Below are 21,244 nucleotides of genomic sequence, written 5' to 3' on the forward strand. Positions count from 1 at the left end.
CTCTAGCCCCAAACTCGTTCTATATCTGCCACGCTATGTGCATCAGAGCCCAATACAAATGGCACACCAATGATAGCCGCCATGCCTTGAATGAAACGGCTTGGGTACATTTCACGACAATCTGATTTGAAGAAGCCGCTCATGTTGTAGTCTAGCTCGCGACCTTGAACGCGCATGATATGTAAAATATCGCTCACCACCTGCGCATTGCGACGATCTAAATGACGTTCAAATCCAAAGTGATGTTGGTATTTCTTGATTAAATCAAAATGACCTATGCGTTTAGGTGTATATTCACCGAGGTCAGCACGCACGGCTTGACGCACTGTAGAATAATACTTGTAATATAACTCATATTGTTTTTCGATCCACGGGCCGAAGCCTTTTTCGAATTCTTCAGGACTGTAGTCTAAGCAGTAAAAGGCATTATTAACGCCTTCCATAAAGTGAACGGATAAAATATTATCATCCGTCAACGGACCATAGCGATCCAAGAACTCTTGAATGTCTGATTCAAAGCCTGGAATATAATCGACTTCAAAACCGAGAGAAATATCGATATGTGTGCCATAGGCACGTTGTAATTGACGACCCAACTCTAAGTAAGTATCAACTTCATTTAATTTCAAAGACGCTGTGTCATAGGCCTTTTTATCACCACCATATTCTGCAGCAAAAGCTATTGGCAATGGTGCATGTTCTGTAAGGCATACCTTTTCGATACGCAACTCGATGGCCTTCTCAATCATCATCGCAGTTCGGTCCCCACTACCATGTGGACACAACTCCGTATGCACATGACCGTCCACGAGACGGCTACGATATTTACTATATCCAACGAACTGCCGTTCATCTTTCATGTTCATTCAATCACCCCTATTCGCCCTAACCCCTGGCGAATCCTTATCTATAATCTATACATCATTAGTATAACGTATTAATATTTATCTTTTACTATACTAATTATTATACCAATAATGCGTATGTTTCGGTATCCTGATATTTACCATGTTTGAATCCAACTTGAGGCGTTAAACCACAATAGGTAAAGCCAAATCGCGCGTGTAACTTGGTGCTGCCTTCATTGCCAGCCGTAATAACGGATACCACATTGTGCAATAACGGATCATTTTTTGCTATTTCTAAAATATGAGCCATCAGCTGTGTAGCGATTCTCCTACCGCGATAATCTTGATGGATATAGATAGATAATTCGACGGTACTTTTATAGGCCTCTTTAGGTCGATATGGTGAAAGCGATGCATAGCCTGCTACAAGCCCATCAATGGTACCTACCACAATAGGATGGTGTTCATCACTATGAGACTCATACCACTCCTGCCACTCTGGCAACGTGCGGGGTTCAAGATCAAGCGTGGCTACGCCGTTCACAACCTCATAGTTATAAATATCTAAACAAGGGGCTATATCATTCCTTGTAATTGGTCGTATTACTAACTCACTCATAAGTATTCCTCAAAACTGTAGGTATCCTAAAAATATTATTTCTATTTAACATAATATATAAAAATAGCCCACATACGCAAGAAAAAGGACGAACTATTCGTATAACATACCATTTCACTTTTCTCCATCTTTTGAGGTAAGAATTACATATTTTACATCTATATGCCCAATACAACAAAACTGAGTGGTAAATTTTACCACTCAGCATATACGTTTTGAAGCATATATAAGTAAAAAGCTCTTATTTTACTTATATACTCTCATCATATTTTTTATTATGACTATTAGAGCTAATACATTTCTATAGGAGCAAAAACATACTCTTACTTGATTTATAAGAAAATTACACAATAACAAATAAAAGTACTGTAATAGCAATTAAAGCACTAATCACAGTATAATCGATTCTTTTCAATCCTACGGATGCAGCAAAGCTGTGTGTGGGGCCACCGAATCCACGTAATTCTAAGGATAATGCCATTGTTTCGGAGCGTCCCAAGGATTTCAACAGCAATGGTTGAATAACAGATGCATAGGATTTGATACGCTTAATGAAGTTGCCTTCTAGAGATAAGCCACGGCAAGCTTGCGCCTCTTGTACAGCATGGCTTTCAGCAATAAAGTCAGGCACGAAGCGGAGCGCAGCAGTGAACATAAATGCATATTCATAAGGAATTTTGCATTGTGTTACGAGCGCGGCCGTAAGGTCTTGTAATTTTGTAGTTGCCAACAAGCCTATAAAGACAAGTGTCATAGCCAACATTCGTAAGCCGGATACGATGGCAGAGGTTACATCGCCGCTGCCAAGGAATTGGATGAGGCCAAGGAATACAGCGAAACTAGTTAATGCCAACACGGCTTTGCGTTGTTTGAATAACAACCCTGCCAAAAACAGTACACCGAGTTCTACTACGACTAATGCCAATAGCGATGCCCAGTCGCGCAAGAGAATGGCCCATACGGATACAGCGAGGGTCATCAAGATTTTTGTTAACGGTACTAAACGTTCCATATGTCCCTCCTATTTTCCGCTCAACTGAGCCACTAACTTAGATTTCAATTCATCCATAGATTTGCAATAGCCTAAGGATGGTACCGCTAGTGAAAGTTCCACACTTGGCGGTTTTGTAAGGCCTAAATCCTGCAATTCATCCGTAGATTTCTTGAATAATTCTTCTGGACTGCCGTCAAAGGCAACGGTTTGGTTGCCCATGATGATAGCACGGCTACATTCGCTAGCCATGATTTCCATATCATGGGTAATAAGAAGGATTGTGATACCTTCTGAATTAAGCTGACGCAATAGTGCTAATAGCTCTTTAGTTTCCTTACCATCTTGACCACTGGTTGGTTCGTCAAGTATGAGGATTTTAGACTGCATAGCCAGCGCAGAAGCAATGGCAACACGTTGCTTTTCACCGCGGCGCAATGTTGGAGGATAGGCTTCACGCAAATGACCGATGCCTGTGCGCGCCAATACTTCATCAACGATACGCTTCACTTCGGCTTTACTGCGCCCCAAGGACTCAGGTCCGAAGGCAACCTCTGTGGCTACGGTAGGTCTGAACATTTGGCGATCTGGCTGTTGAAATACGTAGCCGATAAATTGTCCCCGTTTAGACGGCGGCATGGACGTAATGTCCCTACCGTTATAATACATGTGGCCTTCCCTAGCCTTTTCGAGGCCGACAAGCAATCGCGTAATAGTAGTTTTGCCGCAACCATTACGACCACCGATAGCGATATATTCGCCCCCTTCGATGGTGAAAGTCACGTTTTGGAAAATATCTACGGATGGCACATAGCCAAAGCGGATGTTTTCAACCTTAAGCATGAGCGCCACCGTCCTTTCCTGGTACATCATCAACACGTTGAACTGGTTGTCTATTTTCTACTATATTAGATTGATCAGCAAGATTATCTACTGTATTTCTTTGATTAGCTGGAGAGTTGCTTTTACCATGCACCTCGGTTTGAATAGCATGAGCCATTTCAATTTGGTGCAAGCCCTTGATAGCAGACTCGATGCTGAGCCAAGGTTCATCACTGTGGAAGCCGGCTTGTTCCAATTCCATATAGGTTGTAAACACGGATGGCAATGCATCGACGTGAATGTTGTGCTCGTACATGTAACGAAGCGTAGTCGGTACATCGTCATCACAGGCGATAGAGCCATCTACCATGAGAGCCATGCGGTTAGCGTACGGCAATACGGCATGCAAATCATGGTCGATAACGACAACGGTGATACCGTGTTTTTGGTTCAAATCACCTACGAGGCGATATAATTCTGCGGTCCCATCTGGATCGAGAGAGCTTGTCGGTTCATCAAGAACAAGTACGGTTGGGTTCGTAGCCAATACGGAAGCGATAGCCAAACGTTGGCGTTGACCACCAGATAAACTTGTAATCTTGCGATCTTCTAAGCCTACGAGGCCAACTTGCTTAAACACCTCTTCAGAACGAGCTTTAATAGTTTCACGATCATAACCGCGGTTTTCCATAGCAAAGGCTACTTCTTCACGAACTGTCATCGTTACGAGCTGTGTATCGTAGTCGGCCAGAACTACACCGATATGGTTCGCAAGTTCTGGAATTTCCATTTGCGTAGTCGCATGACCATCTACGAAGACCATGCCTTCTAGGCGTCCACCATAGAATTTAGGCACCGCCCCTACCATCGCCATACAAAGGGTGCTTTTACCACAACCTGCAGGGCCTGTAACAACGAGAAAATCACCTTCATTTACATCGAGATTGATATTTTCAAGGGATGGTGTAGTCGCCTTAGGATGATAGTAATTTACGTGCTCAATGGATATTTTAGCTTGGCGCTCAGGCAAGATAGTCAAGCGACTATGATCAGATGTCAATTGATCTGCATTTGGCAACATACCACGTTTAGAAAATAGACGTTGTGCCGGAATATACAAGATTGGCGTAATGGCACCATTCAAGGCCCCTACGATGAGTACCAATGGCCACATACCGTACATGTACACATTATTTGGCAACCCAAGCACTTGCCACAAAATAGTGACAAAGATACCACCAGATACAACAGTTGCTAAGAAGCCAGACACGACAGGGGTTAAATCAAAACCACCAATTTTACGGAACTTCATGGACAACATAGCGCGCGTTACGAGAGCCGCCGTCAAAGCACCGCCTGGCTCAGACAACAAGTTGCCATAAGGGAACGCTGACTTAGACGTCAATACATTGATGAGGGCCGCCACGAGGCCAATCCCCAAGGTTTGACTCAAACTAGGACGAGTCAATAAAATAGCTACGCAGTACGTAGCAATCGTCCAGTTCGGCGTTACCCCAGCCACACTAGGGCTCACCAAATGCAATATCGTGCCCAATGCGAGCATCAATGTGCTAACAGTAACCCATCTAAACTGGCCACCCTGCACATGCGTGTACACAAGATCCTGAATCCGTTCCATAATAGCCTCATTTCTATAAAAATATATATGGATTTATTTTATCATTCTTCGAGAATTTGTGAAAGCCTAGAGGCTATCAAGGGACTTCAAGTAAAGTCCATAAAAAAAGCACCATCTATTAATGATAGTGCTTTTAAGAACTAATGTACTTCATCTAATAATATTCTAAGATAATCACGTCTACTGTTTAATATTCTATCAATATAGATAGTCCGATCTAAATAACGGTAAAAACTTAAATAATTATGACAAAGTAAATATCTGTATTCAATTTTACTTCCTAGATTAATCAATAATCGCTGCCCCATTTCTGGAAATATACTCAACGAATCATTCGCAGTTACTATATCCAAAACGGTTTTCTTAGCTAACTCAATATCACCGGTTTCTTCTTCTATAAAAGATTTTATTTCTAGCAAATCTTCTCGTGCTTTTGGTGCATAGCTAATTTGATTATTCATAATTAAATCCCCAATTCACTCTTTAGTTGCTCTGATGAAATCCAGCCTTGTTCTTCACCAGATTTACGACCTGTCTCTAAAGCGCCCATAAGTTTTATCGTAGCCATTAGACGTTCATAATCTTGAATATCCATAATTGCATATCGGCCTCTACCATTTTTAGTTAAGAATACGGGACTATCTATAGTAACATCACGTAAAACTTCAGAATAGTTTCGTAAATCTGAAATAGGTTTTATATTCGGCATACTATCACCTCCAGAGTACTTTAGTGATATACTACTCATTTTTCTAATATCTTATTACTATTGTAGTTAAATTATCGCGTAAATTCAACACTAAATTTTACAGCACCCTTTAAAATTACTATCAACATCTATGATACTTATATCTTCCTTTTCTTGTTATATACATATGATATAATGCGCATAGATACTTATTTACTAATAAATTGACATTTTTTATAACCGATATAATAAAATCTAATAGTTCTCACTTAAGAACAAATAATTTATTAAAAAAGGAAATATCATGGCACAAGCATTAATCGTAATCGATATTCAAGAAGGCTTAGTTAAGGAAAACCCTTACAATGCCAAAAACTTTATCTCAAATACAAAAGCAATCATTCAACATTTTAGAGATCAAAATATAGAAGTCATTTATATCAGACATTCTGAAAATGAGGGCTTATTAGCAACGGGCAGTGATAATTGGCAAGTCTATCACGAATTAAAACCGCAAGAAAACGAAAAGATTTTCAATAAATATTACAATAGCATCTTCAAGGATACTGAATTAAAGGAATATTTAAACCGAAAAAATATTACCGATGTAACATTTGTAGGAATGCAAGTGGAATTTTGCATTGATACATCTGTGAAAGTAGGCTTTGAGTATGGTTATAATATCACCATCGTCGAAGATGCTATCTCAACCTTTGATAATGAGTATCTACCAGCCGATACAATCCTATCCTTTTACAAAGAAAAGATTTGGCGGAATCGATTTGCACAGCTAAAAACAACAAATGAAATGTTAAGCATCAATTAAATTACGAAAATAATACAAAGATTTTTATAATTTTTTCTCACGTATTTGTCATATATGTATGTTAAAATTCCATTAAATATTTATGCCCGAACATAGGAGGTCTTTTTTATGTATAAGTATATTACGATTTTAGGAGCTGCGGGCCAAATAGCTCAAAAGTTGACTGCTACACTATTAACATATACAGATATGCACATTACATTATATGGTCGTCAGTTGAAAACACGTATACCTCCAGAGATTATCGACCATGAACGTGTTACAGTGATTGAAGGTTCGTTCCAAAATCCTGGTAAATTAGAACAAGCTGTAACAAATGCGGAGGTTGTATTTGTAGGTGCTATGGAGTCTGGCAGTGATATGGCTTCCATCGTGAAAGCATTGAGCCGCAAAAATATACGCCGTGTTATCGGTGTGTCCATGGCTGGACTTTCTGGTGAATTCCCTGTAGCACTTGAAAAATGGACCTTCGACAACTTACCGATTAGCTATGTTCAAGGTGAGCGCCAAGCACGCAATGTATTACGCGAATCCAACTTAAATTACACCATCTTGCGCCTCACATGGCTTTACAATGATCCAGAGAAAACCGATTACGAACTCATCCCTGAAGGGGCTCAATTCAACGATGCCCAAGTTTCACGCGAAGCTGTGGTAAAAGCCATTTTTGATATCTTACATGCTGCGGATGAAACGCCTTTCCATCGCACAAGCATCGGCGTAGGTGAACCAGGTACACACTATGACAAACCAAGCTTTCACTAATATATAAATAAATATTTTGTAAAAAAGAGAAAATACTATATACCAATACAAGACTATCTTCAATACGCTTGAAGATAGTCTTTTTATATATCATTTTATGATTAAAGTATCTAGTTAACCTCATTTGAATTAAATATCTCATATATATATTTGTATACTGCAATTATATCGTTTAAATGATATAATTACAGTATAAGAATGATGAACAAATACTTTTAAAACTATAAGGAGATAACTATGGGAATATTACGCGAAACAATTCGTCCATCCTCTGATTTACGAAATAAGTATCCTGAAATTTCTAAAACCTTACAACTTAAAGATGAGGCTGCCATTATTACTGTAAATGGTCGTGGAGATACTGTAAGTCTCGGCTATAATACATATAATATGTTAAAGTCAAAAATAGAATTATTATCCTCTCTTGTAGAAGGACAAAACGATATCATTCAAGGTCGCACCACTACACTTGATGAAGCTTTCAACAGTATCGATAAAATGCTAGATCAAATGGGGTAACTCTATGAAATCCCAACCCTACACAATCATTCCTACTGAAAAGTTCAATAAAGAGCTACATCAACAAATACTTTATATAGCTATGCAGTTTTCAAAAGAAACAGCTATACAAGTAAAAGAAAATATTCAAAATTCAATTTCAAATCTTATGAACCATCCATATATGGGGACTACACCTAAAATTAGAGCACTTAATGACAGTGACTTTCGAATGTTGATTTTAGAAAAGCTTATTATTTTCTACACAGTTGTAGAGGAAGCTAGAACTATTTATTTAATCTCTATACTTGATCAACGACAGGATTATGTAAATATACTAAACGGATTATAACATTTGAACTAAACCAGTGCTTCTTTAAAAATTAAATACCCTTCAAAGTGGTATATCCTAAATCTAATCGGTACATTTTTACTCATGTAACATAGATTTTGGGTATACCTTTTTTATTCCTACATTTTATAGATATTTATATAGATAAACTCACGTATTTACGCTATACTAATAAATGATTAATATACACTTATAGGTATGTGAAAGCAAATGCCTCTTAGATTATCAATTATATTTATATATACAGCTCGTTGTATAAAATACACAAGATTCTATGTATAAAAATAAATGATAGTCATTTTTAGTCCCAGTTAGGGCATAGGCTTATTAAGGAGTTATTATGAATCGCATTGTTGTTATTGGCAGTTGCAACATGGATATTGTAGTCCTCGCGAACAAACGCCCTACTGCAGGCGAAACAATCATGGGCAACGAATTGCACATCGCTCACGGTGGCAAGGGAGCAAACCAAGCGGTGGCTGCGGCTCATCTAGGTGCAGAGGTCACTATGGTCGGCTGTATCGGTGAAGATGCATACGGCCATATGATTATAGATAATTTAAAAGAAAATTTCATCAATACAGATTACATCGTTACGGTACCGAATACTACAACCGGTACAGCACACATTACATTAGCTGAAGGCGATAATAGCATCATCGTGATTGCAGGCGCTAATGCTAAGGTAGACCAGTCCGTAGTAGATAACGCTTGGTCTGCTATCGAGCAAGCCGATCTTGTAATGGTTCAAAACGAGATTCCTATTCCAACTATTGAATACATCGTTCGTCGTTGTCACGAGGCTAATGTGAAAGTCCTCTTAAATCCTGCTCCAGCAGCCGACCTCGATTCGGAATGGTTAGAATTAGCAACCTATATTACGCCAAACGAACATGAGCTATCTGCGCTCTACCCTAACCAATCTACAGAGGAGACCCTACTAGCTAACGAAAACAAAATCATCGTTACCCTTGGTAGCAAGGGCGTAGGATATGCGGACAACGGTGAAATCCACATCGTACCTGGCTTCAAGGTTGAGCCCGTAGATACAACAGGCGCTGGCGATACTTTTAACGGCGCCTTTGCAACGGCTATTGTTAATGGTAAAAGCTTAGCCGACGCTCTACACTACGGTAATGCAGCAGCGGCCCTCTCCATCCAACGCTTGGGAGCTCAAGGCGGCATGCCAACAAAGGACGAGGTTGCTGCATTCTTGGCAAAGAATTAGCATATTGAATAGATAAGGAGTTATTTATGCAACGACACGGCATTTTAAATAGCCATATCGCTAAGGTTCTTGCAGATTTAGGTCACACAGATACAATTTGTATCTCTGATTGTGGCTTACCGGTACCTGAAGGGGTTCAAAAAATTGACTTAGCTTTAGATTTCGGCGTACCAAGCTTTGAGCAAGTAGTATCCATCATCGCTAAGCATATGAAATCCGAAGCGATTCATGTGGCAACAGAAATTAAAGAAAACAATCCTAAGGCTTACGCCTTCTTAGAGTCTACCTTCCCATCCGAGCAATACGAATGGATTGAAACGAGCCACGATGCTTTCAAAGAAGCAACAAAACAATGCAAGTGCATTATTAGAACTGGTGAAGCATCTCCGTATGCGAACATTATCTTGCGCGCCGATTGTATTTTCAGCGATCGTCCGTAGAATAATAGATTAAGATATACTTTCACCAGTCATATAGGAGTAGTTATGGAAATTGTTATGTCAGGCATTGCGAAGGCATTTGGTACAAACCAAGTGTTGCGCGATGTAAGTATTACCCTCAAGGAGGGCGAGGTTCACGCCTTGATGGGCGAAAACGGCGCCGGCAAATCTACGCTCATGAATATCCTCACCGGTATTCACAAAGCAGACGCTGGTACAATCACCATCGACGGCGTAGAGCGTACCTTCCCGAACCCGAGAGAGGCCGAGCTGAACGGTGTAGCTTTCATCCACCAAGAGCTCAACATTTGGCCAAATCTAACATTGTTAGAAAATCTATATTTAATGAGACCAAAGCACAACAAATTTGGTATGCTCGACAAAAAGGCGATGCTCACTGAGGCTGAAAACACATGCCGCGAACTAGGCATCGAATTGCCACTCACAACAGAAGCAGGCCTTTGCTCCGTTGGTCACCAACAAATGACGGAAATCCTTCGTATCTTGATGTTAGATGCAAAGGTTGTCATCATGGACGAACCGACAGCAGCCCTCACAGAGCGTGAAACGGCGACATTGTTCAACATGATGCGCAAAATGAAAGCCCGCGGCGTTGCTATCGTATATATCTCTCATCGTATGGAAGAGGTATTTAGCGAATGTGACACAATTACGGTTATGCGTGATGGTCACACAATTATCACTAAACCAACATCTGATATTTCCGTAGACGAAGTGGTACGTCACATGGTAGGCCGTTCCATCGACGAGTTCTACCCTGCTCGCACTACAACACCGGGCGACGGGGTTATGAGCGTGGACAACCTCAAACCTGAAGGTTTCGACAACGATATTTCCTTCTCCTTGCGTAAAGGGGAAATTCTCGGCGTAGCAGGTCTCATGGGCGCTGGCCGTACAGAAATCATGCGCGCTATCTTTGGCGTAGATAAGCACAATGGCGGTACCGTAACAGTAAACGGCTCCGTTCTCAACTGTAAAAAACCAGAAGATGCCATCAAAGCAGGCATTGCTTTCATCACAGAAAACAGAAAGAGCGAAGGGTTGATCCTCGATTTCTCCATCGGTTCCAATATTACATTGCCGAATCTTGGCGAGATTTGTCCATCTCATGTACTAGATAAGAGTAAACTCAATTCCTTTGCTGACGAATTGTCTAAAAAGCTAGGCGTTAAAACACAATCTATTCACGAAGCGGCGTCCTCCCTCTCTGGTGGTAACCAACAAAAGGTGGTTATCGCGAAATGGGTTGGTAAAAAGCCATCCATTATCATCATGGACGAACCGACACGGGGTATCGACATCGGTGCGAAACGTGATATTTATGATTTAATGAACGAATTAACGAACGATGGTGTGTCCATTATCATGGTTTCCTCTGAGTTACCTGAAGTGCTGGGCATGAGCGACCGCGTTATGGTCATTCACGAAGGCCGTGTAGCAGGTATCTTGGACCGCAGCGAAGCAACACCGGAATCGATTATGACATTAGCCACAGGAGGACAATAATGGACAGCAAAGCTCTGCAATATGTAAAAAAATTAGGCCCCCTCATCGGCCTCATCCTATTATTTATCATTATATCTGTCATGAACGACAGTTTCCTTGAATTTTCTAACTTGCGTAACTTATTGCGCCAAGTATCCATCAATGCGATTATCGCCTTTGGTATGACTTTCGTCATCTTAACGGGCGGAATCGACTTATCCGTTGGTTCCATCCTCGCCCTATCCAGTGCAGTGATGGCAAACCTCATTGTAACTGGTACTGACCCTGTATTGGCTATCGTGTTAGCCGCAGGTGCCGGCCTCGTATTGGGTGGTATTAACGGTCTCGTTATTACCTATGGTCGCGTAGCTCCATTTATTGCTACCTTGGCAACCATGACCATCTACCGTGGTGCAACGCTAGTATTCACAGACGGTAACCCAATCTCCGGCCTTACACAAGATCCTCTATTCCACGGCTTTGGCCAAGGAGACATCGCAGGCCTTCCAGTTCCAGCTATCACAATGTTCCTAGCTTTCATCATTCTCTGGTTCGTATTGAGCCGCACTTCCTTAGGTCGTAAAACATACGCCGTTGGTGGTAGTGAAAAGGTTAGTTACATTGCAGGTATCAAGATTGACCGCGTTAAAATCTTCGTGTATGCCTTAACTGGTATGCTCTGTGGTATCGCTGGTGCAATCATCACTTCTCATCTTAACTCTGCACAACCTACAGCAGGCGCGGGCTACGAACTAGACGCTATCGCAGCGGTAGTTCTTGGCGGTACAAGCCTTGCTGGTGGTCGTGGTCATATCGTTGGCACACTCATCGGTGCCTTAATTATCGGTACCCTCAACAACGGGTTAAATATTCTCGACGTTTCCAGTTTCTATCAACAAGTCGTAAAAGGTATTGTCATTTTATTGGCGGTTCTTGCAGATCGCAAGAAAGCCTAGGAGGTTCCTATGAAAAAACTATTGTTACTGTTGGCGATGGCTATCATGGTTATCGGTCTTGTATCAGGCTGTGGTAAAAGCACTGATAACGGCGGCGACAAAAAATCCGGCACGATCGGCTTCTCTGTTTCCACATTGAACAACCCATTCTTCGTAACTATGAAGGAAGGCGTTGAGGCTCAAGCTAAAGCGCTTGGTCTTAAGGTTAAAATCGTTGATGCTCAAAACGACCCTGCAAAACAAGCAAACGATATTTCCGACTTGCTTGAAAGCGGTGTTTCCGTATTGATCATCAACCCTGTAGATTCTGCAGCTATCTCTACTTCCGTAGAAGCAGCAAATGCTAAAAACATTCCTGTAATCACTGTTGACCGCTCTGCTGATAAAGGCAAAGTAGTTGCTCACATCGCTTCCGATAACGTAAAAGGCGGCGAAATGGCAGCTCAACTGATCGCTGATAAAGTAGGCAAAGCTGCTAAAGTAGCTGAAATCGAAGGTATCCCTGGTGCTTCCGCAACTCGTGAACGGGGCCAAGGTTTCCACAACGTAGCTGACAAAGACTTAACAGTAGTAGCAAAACAAAGCGCTGACTTCGACCGCACAAAAGGTTTGAACGTAGCAACAAATATCTTGCAAGCTAACCCAGATGTACAAGCTATCTTCGCTCATAACGACGAAATGGCATTAGGCGCTATTCAAGCGGCTAAATCCGCAGGCAAAACAATCTTCATCGTAGGCTTCGACGGTACTGCTGACGCAGACAAAGCGGTTCAAGACGGCACATTGGCTGCAACAATTGCTCAACAACCAGACCAAATGGGTAAAATCGCTATCGATACAGCTCAAAAAGTTATCAAAGGCGAAGCTGTAGAAGCTAAAATCCCTGTAGATCTTAAAGTTGTTACAAAATAATTGTAAATAGAAACTGGGTACAAAAAAGGGTCGCATCCTTTGATGCGACTCTTTTTATTTTGGCTCTCGTTCCAAAAATTCTTTGAAGAATGCAATGAATTTTGGTAACTACAATATTTTCTTAAAGAATATGGTCGTATGTACCTTCCCAGGTAGTTGTGTTCGTTTATATTCTTTAAAGCCAAAGCCTTCATACATTTTGGCAAGCCATGGGTGTTCTGCGGCAGTACCTAGTGTTACGGCTGGTGTTTTATATACATTGCGCAGTAGATTTTCTGCTTCAGCTAAAACTTCACGAGCATAGCCCTTTCCCTTATGTTCAGGGGCCGTCACGAAGTGTGCAATGTGCGGATATACATCTGGTGTAGCCTTTGGAATCCAAGGCATGCGGAATGAAATAGAGCATACTAAGGAACCATCTACGTAGAGACCAAATACAGGATATTTTAAGATCCACGCCCGAGACTCTTCTGGGCTAAAGTTGATAGCATCGAAGGATATAGGATAGTTCTTATTCTCCGCATAGCCTGCAATCAACACCTCGTGATATTCAGCCGCATCATCTACGGTTAATTGTCTAAATTCTTTCATCTATTTACCTCGTTCAAAATGCTCTAATCATAAACTAACTGCGTCATTAGATTGCACATTAGAATTAGCTATATCAATACAGTATCACATTTTTAATATAATACTAGTATTTTAAAACAGAGCTAGCAGAGCCTTATAACGCTGCGCTATCAAGAGGCAATTCGCTATCTAGCGTAAGGTAACGGCTCAAGAATTTGCGAGTCCGTTCTTCTTTCGGATGTTCAAGGACAACCTTAGGGTCCCCTTGTTCTACGATAACACCGCCTTCCATGAATACGACTTGGTCTGCCACTTCTTTCGCAAAGCCAATTTCGTGGGTTACGATAATCATCGTTACCTTTAACTCTTTTGCAATCTTACGGATAACAGCCAATACTTCGCCTACGAGTTCTGGGTCGAGAGCAGATGTAGGTTCGTCAAAGAGGATAACCTCTGGATCCATCGCAAGGGCGCGAGCGATACCGATACGTTGTTGTTGGCCCCCAGATAATTGTACCGGATAGTAATCATCATAGCCTTCCATGCCTACTTCCTTGAGGAAGCGTTGAGCAATTTCACGGGCTTGAGATTTTTTCATCTTCTTAACCGTTACAAGGCCTTCCATAATATTTTCAATAACGGTCTTATTAGAGAACAAGTTATAGGACTGGAATACCATGGATGTGTTACGGCGTACGTTTAGGATTTCCTTGTTAGATGCTTTGTGTAAGTCTACGGAAATATCATTTAATTGCATTGTCCCTGCATCGGCCTTTTCAAGGAAATTCAATGTTCTAAGGAATGTCGTCTTACCACTACCGGATGGGCCAAGGATAACCGTTACAGACCCCGTTGGTACATGTAGGTCAATGCCCTTTAAAATTTCACGGTTCCCGAAGGATTTGTGAACTTGTTTAATATCTATCATAATGCATTACCTCGTTTATACTTGCTTGCATAGATTTCTAAACGATGGAAGATAAATTCAAAGACAATCCCCATCACCCAGAATAGACCGGCCACCACGATGTAGGCCTCAAAATACTGTGAATTTTCCTCTGTATATAACTTTGCAGCGCCGAATAGTTCAATAACAGTAATGACGAATACAATACTTGTACTCTTCATGGTGTTAAGAAACTGGTTCGTAAATAATGGCAACACAAAGACTGTAGCTTGTGGCAATACGATACGGCGGAACGCTTGGAACCAGGTCATACCGATTGCTTGAGCCGCTTCCATTTGCCCTTTTGGTACCGATTGTAAGGCAGCCCGGAAGATTTCACTCAAATACGCCCCTGTGTGCAAAGTTAAGCCCACAACGGCTACGAAGGTAGCTGGTACCTTTTCAAAGGGCACATGCACGCCTGTTTGATCCTCTAATGCGAGGAACAGAATTGGCAAGCCATAGTACACGAGGTATAAGAGAACCATGTTCGGAATACTACGACACAATAATACGTACAAGTAACTGAGCTGACTGAGTACAGGTACTTTGTTTTGTTGTAGCACGCAACTTAATAATCCTAGGATTGTACCCAAACCAACGCTGAGGAAGGTAATCATGAGGGTAACTTTCACATAAGGAATGACAGCAAAGAAGGTGCCATAAATATAGGTTGAATCAATTATATGTCCCATTAGCCCCTACTCCTCACTGATCAAAATGCGTTGCGTTTCCTTGCCCGCAACGGTAAAACGTTTTTCAAGCAATCGGCCCAAGAGGGACACGATGATAATTAGAATGCCATAAATGATGGCTGCATCGACGAATAACTCAAGATAGCGCTGACTATTGCCGCCCATGAGATCCGCTTTACGCATCATATCGACAACACCGACGTTAAAGATGAGCGCCGTTCCTTTCAGCATGCCAATAACGAGGTTCGTCAACGGTGGAATGCTCATGGTGAAAGCCTGCGGCAAGATGATGCGCACATAGCTTTGGAACTCGGTCATACCAAGGCTTTTAGCAGCTTCCTTCTCACCAGGAGCTACCGCTTCAATACTGGAGCGCATGATTTCAGCGCTGTAAGCTGCAATATGTAAGGTAAACACGGCATACACAAATACGAGGCCTGGCACATTTTTCATGTTAAGCCCCATGTGGGACATGATTTCTGGTACCCCAAAGTAAATAAGGAAGAGCTGTACCAAGAACGGAGTGCCCCGCATAAAGGAAATAAATACGATAAATAATTGGTTTAATACTGGAACCTTCTTGAGACGAATGATGGCTATGATAGAGCCCAAAATAACACCTAAGATGGCAGAAATAACGGTGATGAGCACCGTTACATGCACATAATTCAAGAGCTGTGGAAACGCTTGGATCATGTAGGACACATCAAAATACTTGCCCACAGTAGCACCTCGCTTCTAGACATAATAGAATAAGGCCGCCAAGGCGGCCTATCCGTTATTTTTGTGTTGGATCGAATGTGTAATCCCCACCAAGATATTGTTCAGAAAGTTTTTTCAACGTACCATCTGCACGCATTTCTTTCATAGTTTTATCGATTTTTTCGTTTACTTGTTTCATGTCATCTGTACGTTTAGACAAGAAATAAGTTGGTACTACGGCCAATACATCACCTACAGCTTTGAGTGGCAAGCCACGGTCTTTAATAGCAGAGTTAATTACGTATTCATACTCACCTGCTGCATCAGCACGGCCTGTAGCAACAAGGTTTAATGTTTCTGCACCTGCTTTATCTGTGTAGATAACTTCGATTTGAGGATTTGCTGTTTCGTTAAATTGTTTTACTAATTCGTTGAACTCAGAGGATGTAGTAACGGCGATTTTCTTGCCTTTCAAATCATCTAGTTTAGAGATATCGTTGCGGTCGTTTTTAACTACCAATTTACGTGTAGAATAGTTATTAACCTCATTTGTGTAGTAGTATTTTGCTTCACGTGTAGGATTGCGACGCATTTGGTTGGCGATCATATCCACTTGACCTGCATCCATCGCTACAAAGGCAGCATCAACGGCCATTGGCTTGAAGTTGAAGTGAAGGTCTGGATTACGACGCTCAATTTCTTTCAACAATTCTACGTCAAAACCAGTAAGGTTGCCATTATCATCTGTATAGGAATAGGGGCGAACTGTACCGCGTGTAGCTACGTTAATGACTTTAGCATCAGGATTTACCTTTGCATCCTTAGATGTATCGTCACCGCAACCAGCCACCACAAGCACACCTAGTGCCAAAGCGCCAATAGCAAATAATTTCGTCAATTTCTTTGTATTAAACATGTAAAACTCCTTCTTTTCGCAATGTTTGCAGGAATGGCTCAACCTCATCTGTATGGGTAAAAGCTTCAATGATTCTATCTATTTGATCAGCCTTCAAGGTAAGGCCTAGTTTAATGCGTATATCCTCCATAGTGAGAGGATTATTCGGTGATCCTTTTGGATTGTTCACCGTTTCTGTGAAAGTATCTCCGTTTTTCAAGGTAACGGTTACTTTCGTAATCCGCTCCGTTTGAGATACCTTCGGCATATCGTAGACACGCTCTATACGCGACATATAGTCCCGTACTGATTGGTCTATGCTGTCTATCTTAAATAGTTCATCCTGTACCACCCCATACGCGAGGACTTGGTACACGATGTACTCTATGGAAAACTGCCCTTCTCGACCTGTTGTTGGCGATGTATAGCGCAATGCCACATCAGCACTAGGTGGGAAGTGAACAGTCACTCGATCTATCTCATCCCACAAGAACAAATCAGATGTATATAGTCTATGTGCCACGATTTCTGCTGCTTCAGCGCCACAAATGGCTGCCGAGCAATAGGGGTGGACTTTCATCCACAGACCAGGATCAATGAGTTGTCCTGATGCTAGCCAACGGCCAGCGATGTCATTTGATGTAACGGTAATATTACCGATAGTTTTAAACCAACCCCGTTCAGGGTCAAACGGTTTTGTACTTGTTTTAAGTGATGTATGTTGTAACAGTTCGTAAGCCCATACGCCATTGCGTGCTGCCAGTCCCGCATGGAGCGGCTTACCATCTGTACCACTTTGAAAAAACATGCCTACCGATTGTGTGGCAGCCAAAGACAGGAGCTGAGCCAAGCTTTCACCATGAAGACCTCTCAAAGCGCCTATAGCGGCCGCCGCCCCAATAACACCAACGGTCCCCGTAGAATGCCATCCTTGGGTCCGATGGGCAGGATTAATAAGGGAACCAATAATTCCCTCTAACTCGGCCCCGATGATATAGGCACGAAGGAAATCATGCCATGTATCATACGGCTCGAGCACTGCCAACAAAGCAGAATATAAAACAGTACTGAAATGACCTGCCAGATTTGCCTGAGCATCATCAAAATCTAAATAATGGGAGGCAAAGCCATAATACAAAGCTTTATCGGCTTTAGATACGTTTTCTCCATTAGTCCCGATGAACCGAGCCAAATTTTGAACGGCCTGTTCCGTCTCAGCCGGCGCTAGAGATGCCAAATAATCTAGAAAAGCAATGCGAGCCACTGACAGGAGGTCCTCACGGTTCGTCACATCCGTTTGTTCTATGTAGTTCACAATCGTCTGTGTTACGGAATCCATGGAGCCCTCTTTCAGTTATCTATACAATCTATTATTTACCAAATTTTTCAGCACGGTCATTTGGTTCTAACCAAATGGAGTCATCTGGACCTTTTGGAACAAGGCGTGGTAGGTCTTCAAATGGCGTATGGTCTACATAGTAGAAGCGTTTGCGCATGGAGTCGAAGTCTGTTGTGCCACCGAAGGCTGGATTAGAATACAAATCCTTCGCGTAGTTCCAAAGATTTGGATAGTCTACGAGGCGTTTTTTATTCACCAAGTATTTTTGGTAGAACACGAGGTCAAAGCGCGCTAATGTTGGGAAAATACGGATATCTGGATCTGTAATGGTATCCCCCATCAAGTAACGTTGCTTGCTAAGGCGTTCTTCAAGCCAATCTAAGCGAGCAAAGATACGATCATAGTAGTATTCGTAATCTTTTTGGTTTGTTACGAGAGCTGCCAAGTTTACAGCCAAGTTGAAGTCAGCGTAGATGATTACATTCAATGCATCTATGTCGGCACGCAATTCCTCAGGATAAATATCTGGCGCATCAGGGGACACAAAATCTTTAAAACCTAATGCTAATTCTGTAGTCAACGCATGGTAGTCATTATTTACAACAGCACCTGTTGTAACATCTATGATAGCTGGTACTGTGGAGCGTGCATCGTAATTAGGGTCGCCTTTGCGGTACGCTTCACCTAAGGAGTGAATGCCCAATACAGGGTCCTTCTCATCCTTATCAAGGGTAAAGAACCAGTCTGCAATTACACCTGCAGGACGCAATGGATCAACCGTACCTTTTGAAATCACTTTATCTAGTCCGAGCAAATCGATGGCAATAGCAATACGGTGAGCCCAAGGGCAATGCTTAGACCATACAAGGCGGTAACGGTCCTTTTCTACAGGTAGAAACCCTGGTTCACTGCCAAAAGGTGTTGTGAATTGAGGCTCTTCACTATCAGAATATTTTTGACGACGGTTAAAATTCGATGCATCTTTACCTTCATACTCCTTCTGCTCCCCTTGAGAACGAGGGTTACTAGATTGAAACTCAGAAAAATCGATAGGACAAGGATTCATAGCGCGTTGAAACTCAACTTCTTTTCGAGCCGCCGCAATAGTAGGATCCTTGACTTTACTTACATCTACATGTTCACTCATTCTATACTCCTTATAAAGGTCATCCCCATTAGCTTTATTCCACTTTTTATGGTGAAAGCTTTTGTGATATCCCTCAACCATTCCTACTAACTCAATATGAATATAAACCTATATTATATTATTTAAAAACCTATGTCAATAGTGGGTATTTAAAATTTATATAATTTAATGTAAAAAATAGGGATATATCTTAACTCAGATATATCCCTACCTTACACTACATAGATAAGTTATTTCATAATATACACTATATAATAAAATTATATATTTCTATCCTAAATCGTAGATATTACCATTGCAACGAATATCTTGATTTCCATAGAACCTTCAGATTAGCACCCTCTCTTGCCATCTTATAAGTATTTTTATTTTGTCAATGCATTAACTTTTGCTTCCAAGACTGCAATACGATCAGCATCTGCTTCGTGTTGTGCTTTCAAGCTTTCTACTTCTTGAGTTAATGCACGAATAGCACCATTATCTGGTGAATTTACCTTTTCTCCTGCTGGTCCCACTTTGAAGGAAGCCCCTACATTAAACATCGTACTATTTTGGCCTACCGTAGAACCTACAGAAAATTGCGCAGTCTTATTCGGTGTAAAGAAGGCACCTAAAGCCATTGCTTTTTCCCCTTTATAAGCGCCCCCAGCAATAGCGACATTCCATTTTGTACCATCATCAGATATAACAGGATGAAGCCCTGCTAAGGCAGCACTCATAGCACCTACTCGATTAATATTCGTATCTAATCGGTTGATATTAGAATCAATGCGCTTAATATCTGTATCGATATGCTGAATTGCACCGGAACTAGAGGAAATAGATTGCTTGATGGCATCAATATCTCTTGTTTTCACATCCGCCACTAACGCGTTGTCCTCTACATGTAATCCCTCACCTACATTAACATTAACAGCATGATTATCGGTAACTGTAGTGCCTACACCACCTATATAGGTTGCATCTTCACGAACACGCTTAAGTTGCGCTACATTGACCGCATCATCGTCACGCGTACCAGCTGCAACATTTGTAATTTGGCGATTACCGTAATCTTTAGAACCTACTGCAACGGCACCCATTTTAGAAACCCAAACAGCAGCATTCCCATCGCTATCTTTAATGAGATAGCCTTTCTCTCCAGCCTGTACAGTTGATTTAGAGCGTGCCCCCAGAGCTACACCTCGATCATTTTTAGCATCTACTTCGGAGAAGTACCCCAATGCTTGACTTTCTGTAGCATAAGCTTTACTATAGCTGCCCACAGCAACCGCACCTGTAGTTTTTGTACTATACATAGAAGCAGAGGCATTAGAACCAATTATGGTTGAATTTTCTCCTGTTGTACCAGCACGTTGACCCACAACAGTTGCACCACGTGCATTACCACCACTCGCATTACCGATAATTACCGTTTCTCCAGCCAATGCATCTTGCTTTCCATAACCGCCATAACCGATAGCTAACACATCACCAACCCAACCATTATTAGTATATCCTTGATCTTTACCAATAAAGATGGCTCGTTTAGAATCCACAAACGTCATAGCTGGTGCACTTGTTCCAGGATTTACAGGCGTATTATCGGCTGCTAAGCCTGTTGTCATCATACCACAGCCTAAACATACTGCTAATACCAATGCTTTTTTAGTTTCCCTCATAGAACCCTCCTAATAACAAATAACTTATCAGGTTAAGTATACTCTATGATGAATATTTATTACAATTAGATATACTTATCTATGATATTTATTACGTGCGTGAAAAACGTGCTTTTATCACACATTTTTAAAGTTCCAGTAAACTCTATACATAAGTTATAATTATTTATATATACAGAAATAGAGCCACAACATTGAT

General features: G+C 41.5%; 24 protein-coding genes. 9 read left to right on the top strand and 15 right to left on the bottom strand.

All coding sequences use genetic code 11. The features are described from left to right. Window positions 1–2 precede the first annotated feature (2 nt). From hisJ to DW000_RS07725, 7 genes are all read right to left on the bottom strand, one after another. Window positions 3–866: a histidinol-phosphatase HisJ gene (hisJ, locus tag DW000_RS07695; RefSeq protein WP_120055884.1), complete on the bottom strand. Its 864-nt coding sequence runs from the start codon at window positions 864–866 to the stop codon at window positions 3–5. Window positions 867–966: 100 nt separating this feature from the next. Beyond that, window positions 967–1,467: a GNAT family N-acetyltransferase gene (locus DW000_RS07700; protein ID WP_120055886.1), complete on the bottom strand. Its 501-nt coding sequence runs from the start codon at window positions 1,465–1,467 to the stop codon at window positions 967–969. Between the two features lie 343 nt (window positions 1,468–1,810). Then, window positions 1,811–2,479, bottom strand: coding sequence for an energy-coupling factor transporter transmembrane component T (locus DW000_RS07705; protein WP_120055888.1), 669 nt, complete (start codon window positions 2,477–2,479; stop codon window positions 1,811–1,813). 9 nt (window positions 2,480–2,488) lie between these two features. After that, window positions 2,489–3,301 carry an ABC transporter ATP-binding protein gene (locus DW000_RS07710; RefSeq protein ID WP_120055890.1) on the bottom strand — a complete coding sequence of 271 codons (813 nt, stop codon included), beginning with the start codon at window positions 3,299–3,301 and terminating at the stop codon, window positions 2,489–2,491. Further along, window positions 3,294–4,919, bottom strand: a complete 1,626-nt coding sequence (locus tag DW000_RS07715; protein ID WP_120055892.1) for a tryptophan transporter — start codon at window positions 4,917–4,919, stop codon at window positions 3,294–3,296. The genes DW000_RS07710 and DW000_RS07715 overlap by 8 nt, the downstream gene beginning before the upstream one ends. A 140-nt stretch (window positions 4,920–5,059) precedes the next feature. Next, window positions 5,060–5,380, bottom strand: coding sequence for a type II toxin-antitoxin system RelE/ParE family toxin (locus DW000_RS07720; protein ID WP_120055894.1), 321 nt, complete (start codon window positions 5,378–5,380; stop codon window positions 5,060–5,062). Between the two features lie 2 nt (window positions 5,381–5,382). Next, window positions 5,383–5,628, bottom strand: coding sequence for a type II toxin-antitoxin system prevent-host-death family antitoxin (locus tag DW000_RS07725; protein ID WP_021147581.1), 246 nt, complete (start codon window positions 5,626–5,628; stop codon window positions 5,383–5,385). 283 nt (window positions 5,629–5,911) lie between these two features. On the opposite strand from DW000_RS07725, the gene DW000_RS07730 reads away from it, so the two are divergent. The 9 genes from DW000_RS07730 to rbsB all read left to right on the top strand — a co-directional run bounded on the left by DW000_RS07730 (window position 5,912) and on the right by rbsB (window position 13,090). Next, on the top strand, window positions 5,912–6,433 hold the full coding sequence (locus DW000_RS07730; RefSeq protein ID WP_004694226.1) for a cysteine hydrolase family protein: 522 nt from the start codon (window positions 5,912–5,914) through the stop codon (window positions 6,431–6,433). Between the two features lie 108 nt (window positions 6,434–6,541). Further along, window positions 6,542–7,198 carry an NAD(P)H-binding protein gene (locus DW000_RS07735; protein ID WP_004694229.1) on the top strand — a complete coding sequence of 219 codons (657 nt, stop codon included), beginning with the start codon at window positions 6,542–6,544 and terminating at the stop codon, window positions 7,196–7,198. A 237-nt stretch (window positions 7,199–7,435) separates the two neighbouring features. Next, window positions 7,436–7,717 (top strand): type II toxin-antitoxin system Phd/YefM family antitoxin, encoded by a 282-nt coding sequence (locus DW000_RS07740; RefSeq protein WP_004694230.1) that lies wholly within the window; start codon window positions 7,436–7,438, stop codon window positions 7,715–7,717. A 4-nt stretch (window positions 7,718–7,721) separates the two neighbouring features. Continuing rightward, on the top strand, window positions 7,722–8,048 hold the full coding sequence (locus tag DW000_RS07745; RefSeq protein WP_004694233.1) for a type II toxin-antitoxin system RelE/ParE family toxin: 327 nt from the start codon (window positions 7,722–7,724) through the stop codon (window positions 8,046–8,048). A 340-nt stretch (window positions 8,049–8,388) separates the two neighbouring features. After that, window positions 8,389–9,276 carry a ribokinase gene (rbsK, locus tag DW000_RS07750; RefSeq protein ID WP_120055896.1) on the top strand — a complete coding sequence of 296 codons (888 nt, stop codon included), beginning with the start codon at window positions 8,389–8,391 and terminating at the stop codon, window positions 9,274–9,276. A gap of 26 nt (window positions 9,277–9,302) precedes the next feature. Further along, window positions 9,303–9,716, top strand: coding sequence for a D-ribose pyranase (gene rbsD, locus DW000_RS07755; protein WP_012863711.1), 414 nt, complete (start codon window positions 9,303–9,305; stop codon window positions 9,714–9,716). Between the two features lie 45 nt (window positions 9,717–9,761). Further along, complete coding sequence (locus tag DW000_RS07760; protein WP_120055898.1) at window positions 9,762–11,243, top strand: sugar ABC transporter ATP-binding protein; 1,482 nt, start codon at window positions 9,762–9,764, stop codon at window positions 11,241–11,243. Further along, on the top strand, window positions 11,243–12,178 hold the full coding sequence (gene rbsC / locus DW000_RS07765) for a ribose ABC transporter permease (RefSeq protein WP_120055900.1): 936 nt from the start codon (window positions 11,243–11,245) through the stop codon (window positions 12,176–12,178). Before DW000_RS07760 ends, rbsC begins: the two co-directional genes overlap by 1 nt. A 9-nt stretch (window positions 12,179–12,187) precedes the next feature. Next, window positions 12,188–13,090, top strand: coding sequence for a ribose ABC transporter substrate-binding protein RbsB (rbsB, locus tag DW000_RS07770; RefSeq protein ID WP_120055902.1), 903 nt, complete (start codon window positions 12,188–12,190; stop codon window positions 13,088–13,090). A gap of 108 nt (window positions 13,091–13,198) precedes the next feature. On the opposite strand, the gene DW000_RS07775 is transcribed toward rbsB, so the two are convergent. From DW000_RS07775 to DW000_RS07810, 8 genes are all read right to left on the bottom strand, one after another. Continuing rightward, window positions 13,199–13,681, bottom strand: a complete 483-nt coding sequence (locus tag DW000_RS07775) for a GNAT family N-acetyltransferase (RefSeq protein ID WP_120055904.1) — start codon at window positions 13,679–13,681, stop codon at window positions 13,199–13,201. 133 nt (window positions 13,682–13,814) lie between these two features. After that, window positions 13,815–14,588: an amino acid ABC transporter ATP-binding protein gene (locus DW000_RS07780; protein ID WP_060919253.1), complete on the bottom strand. Its 774-nt coding sequence runs from the start codon at window positions 14,586–14,588 to the stop codon at window positions 13,815–13,817. Further along, window positions 14,585–15,301 (bottom strand): amino acid ABC transporter permease, encoded by a 717-nt coding sequence (locus DW000_RS07785; protein WP_120055906.1) that lies wholly within the window; start codon window positions 15,299–15,301, stop codon window positions 14,585–14,587. Before DW000_RS07785 ends, DW000_RS07780 begins: the two co-directional genes overlap by 4 nt. Before the next feature lie 6 nt (window positions 15,302–15,307). Beyond that, window positions 15,308–16,024 carry an amino acid ABC transporter permease gene (locus DW000_RS07790; RefSeq protein ID WP_120055908.1) on the bottom strand — a complete coding sequence of 239 codons (717 nt, stop codon included), beginning with the start codon at window positions 16,022–16,024 and terminating at the stop codon, window positions 15,308–15,310. A 55-nt stretch (window positions 16,025–16,079) separates the two neighbouring features. Continuing rightward, entirely contained in the window at window positions 16,080–16,919 is an 840-nt protein-coding gene (locus DW000_RS07795) for a transporter substrate-binding domain-containing protein (protein WP_021147573.1), read from the bottom strand. Next, window positions 16,912–18,237 carry an MmgE/PrpD family protein gene (locus DW000_RS07800; protein ID WP_120055910.1) on the bottom strand — a complete coding sequence of 442 codons (1,326 nt, stop codon included), beginning with the start codon at window positions 18,235–18,237 and terminating at the stop codon, window positions 16,912–16,914. Before DW000_RS07800 ends, DW000_RS07795 begins: the two co-directional genes overlap by 8 nt. Before the next feature lie 31 nt (window positions 18,238–18,268). Continuing rightward, window positions 18,269–19,384 carry a glutathione S-transferase C-terminal domain-containing protein gene (locus tag DW000_RS07805; RefSeq protein WP_120055912.1) on the bottom strand — a complete coding sequence of 372 codons (1,116 nt, stop codon included), beginning with the start codon at window positions 19,382–19,384 and terminating at the stop codon, window positions 18,269–18,271. Between the two features lie 365 nt (window positions 19,385–19,749). Further along, entirely contained in the window at window positions 19,750–21,045 is a 1,296-nt protein-coding gene (locus DW000_RS07810; protein WP_120055914.1) for a YadA-like family protein, read from the bottom strand. Window positions 21,046–21,244: the final 199 nt, after the last annotated feature.

Origin of the sequence: Veillonella sp. AF36-20BH (assembly GCF_003602765.1) — a bacterium.
Taxonomy (GTDB): domain Bacteria; phylum Bacillota; class Negativicutes; order Veillonellales; family Veillonellaceae; genus Veillonella; species Veillonella hominis.

Bases quoted from the DNA above. Each gene is read 5' to 3' on its own strand.
- DW000_RS07745 (WP_004694233.1), top strand. From the start codon at position 7,722: ATGAAATCCCAACCCTACACAATCATTCCTACTGAAAAGTTCAATAAA.
- rbsC (WP_120055900.1), top strand. From the start codon at position 11,243: ATGGACAGCAAAGCTCTGCAATATGTAAAAAAATTAGGCCCCCTCATC.
- DW000_RS07725 (WP_021147581.1), bottom strand. From the start codon at position 5,628: ATGCCGAATATAAAACCTATTTCAGATTTACGAAACTATTCTGAAGTT.
- DW000_RS07730 (WP_004694226.1), top strand. From the start codon at position 5,912: ATGGCACAAGCATTAATCGTAATCGATATTCAAGAAGGCTTAGTTAAG.
- DW000_RS07780 (WP_060919253.1), bottom strand. From the start codon at position 14,588: ATGATAGATATTAAACAAGTTCACAAATCCTTCGGGAACCGTGAAATT.
- DW000_RS07800 (WP_120055910.1), bottom strand. From the start codon at position 18,237: ATGGATTCCGTAACACAGACGATTGTGAACTACATAGAACAAACGGAT.
- DW000_RS07715 (WP_120055892.1), bottom strand. From the start codon at position 4,919: ATGGAACGGATTCAGGATCTTGTGTACACGCATGTGCAGGGTGGCCAG.
- DW000_RS07760 (WP_120055898.1), top strand. From the start codon at position 9,762: ATGGAAATTGTTATGTCAGGCATTGCGAAGGCATTTGGTACAAACCAA.
- DW000_RS07705 (WP_120055888.1), bottom strand. From the start codon at position 2,479: ATGGAACGTTTAGTACCGTTAACAAAAATCTTGATGACCCTCGCTGTA.
- DW000_RS07700 (WP_120055886.1), bottom strand. From the start codon at position 1,467: ATGAGTGAGTTAGTAATACGACCAATTACAAGGAATGATATAGCCCCT.
- DW000_RS07710 (WP_120055890.1), bottom strand. From the start codon at position 3,301: ATGCTTAAGGTTGAAAACATCCGCTTTGGCTATGTGCCATCCGTAGAT.
- DW000_RS07740 (WP_004694230.1), top strand. From the start codon at position 7,436: ATGGGAATATTACGCGAAACAATTCGTCCATCCTCTGATTTACGAAAT.
- DW000_RS07775 (WP_120055904.1), bottom strand. From the start codon at position 13,681: ATGAAAGAATTTAGACAATTAACCGTAGATGATGCGGCTGAATATCAC.
- DW000_RS07735 (WP_004694229.1), top strand. From the start codon at position 6,542: ATGTATAAGTATATTACGATTTTAGGAGCTGCGGGCCAAATAGCTCAA.
- DW000_RS07795 (WP_021147573.1), bottom strand. From the start codon at position 16,919: ATGTTTAATACAAAGAAATTGACGAAATTATTTGCTATTGGCGCTTTG.
- rbsB (WP_120055902.1), top strand. From the start codon at position 12,188: ATGAAAAAACTATTGTTACTGTTGGCGATGGCTATCATGGTTATCGGT.
- DW000_RS07810 (WP_120055914.1), bottom strand. From the start codon at position 21,045: ATGAGGGAAACTAAAAAAGCATTGGTATTAGCAGTATGTTTAGGCTGT.
- rbsK (WP_120055896.1), top strand. From the start codon at position 8,389: ATGAATCGCATTGTTGTTATTGGCAGTTGCAACATGGATATTGTAGTC.
- DW000_RS07720 (WP_120055894.1), bottom strand. From the start codon at position 5,380: ATGAATAATCAAATTAGCTATGCACCAAAAGCACGAGAAGATTTGCTA.
- DW000_RS07785 (WP_120055906.1), bottom strand. From the start codon at position 15,301: ATGGGACATATAATTGATTCAACCTATATTTATGGCACCTTCTTTGCT.
- hisJ (WP_120055884.1), bottom strand. From the start codon at position 866: ATGAACATGAAAGATGAACGGCAGTTCGTTGGATATAGTAAATATCGT.
- rbsD (WP_012863711.1), top strand. From the start codon at position 9,303: ATGCAACGACACGGCATTTTAAATAGCCATATCGCTAAGGTTCTTGCA.
- DW000_RS07805 (WP_120055912.1), bottom strand. From the start codon at position 19,384: ATGAGTGAACATGTAGATGTAAGTAAAGTCAAGGATCCTACTATTGCG.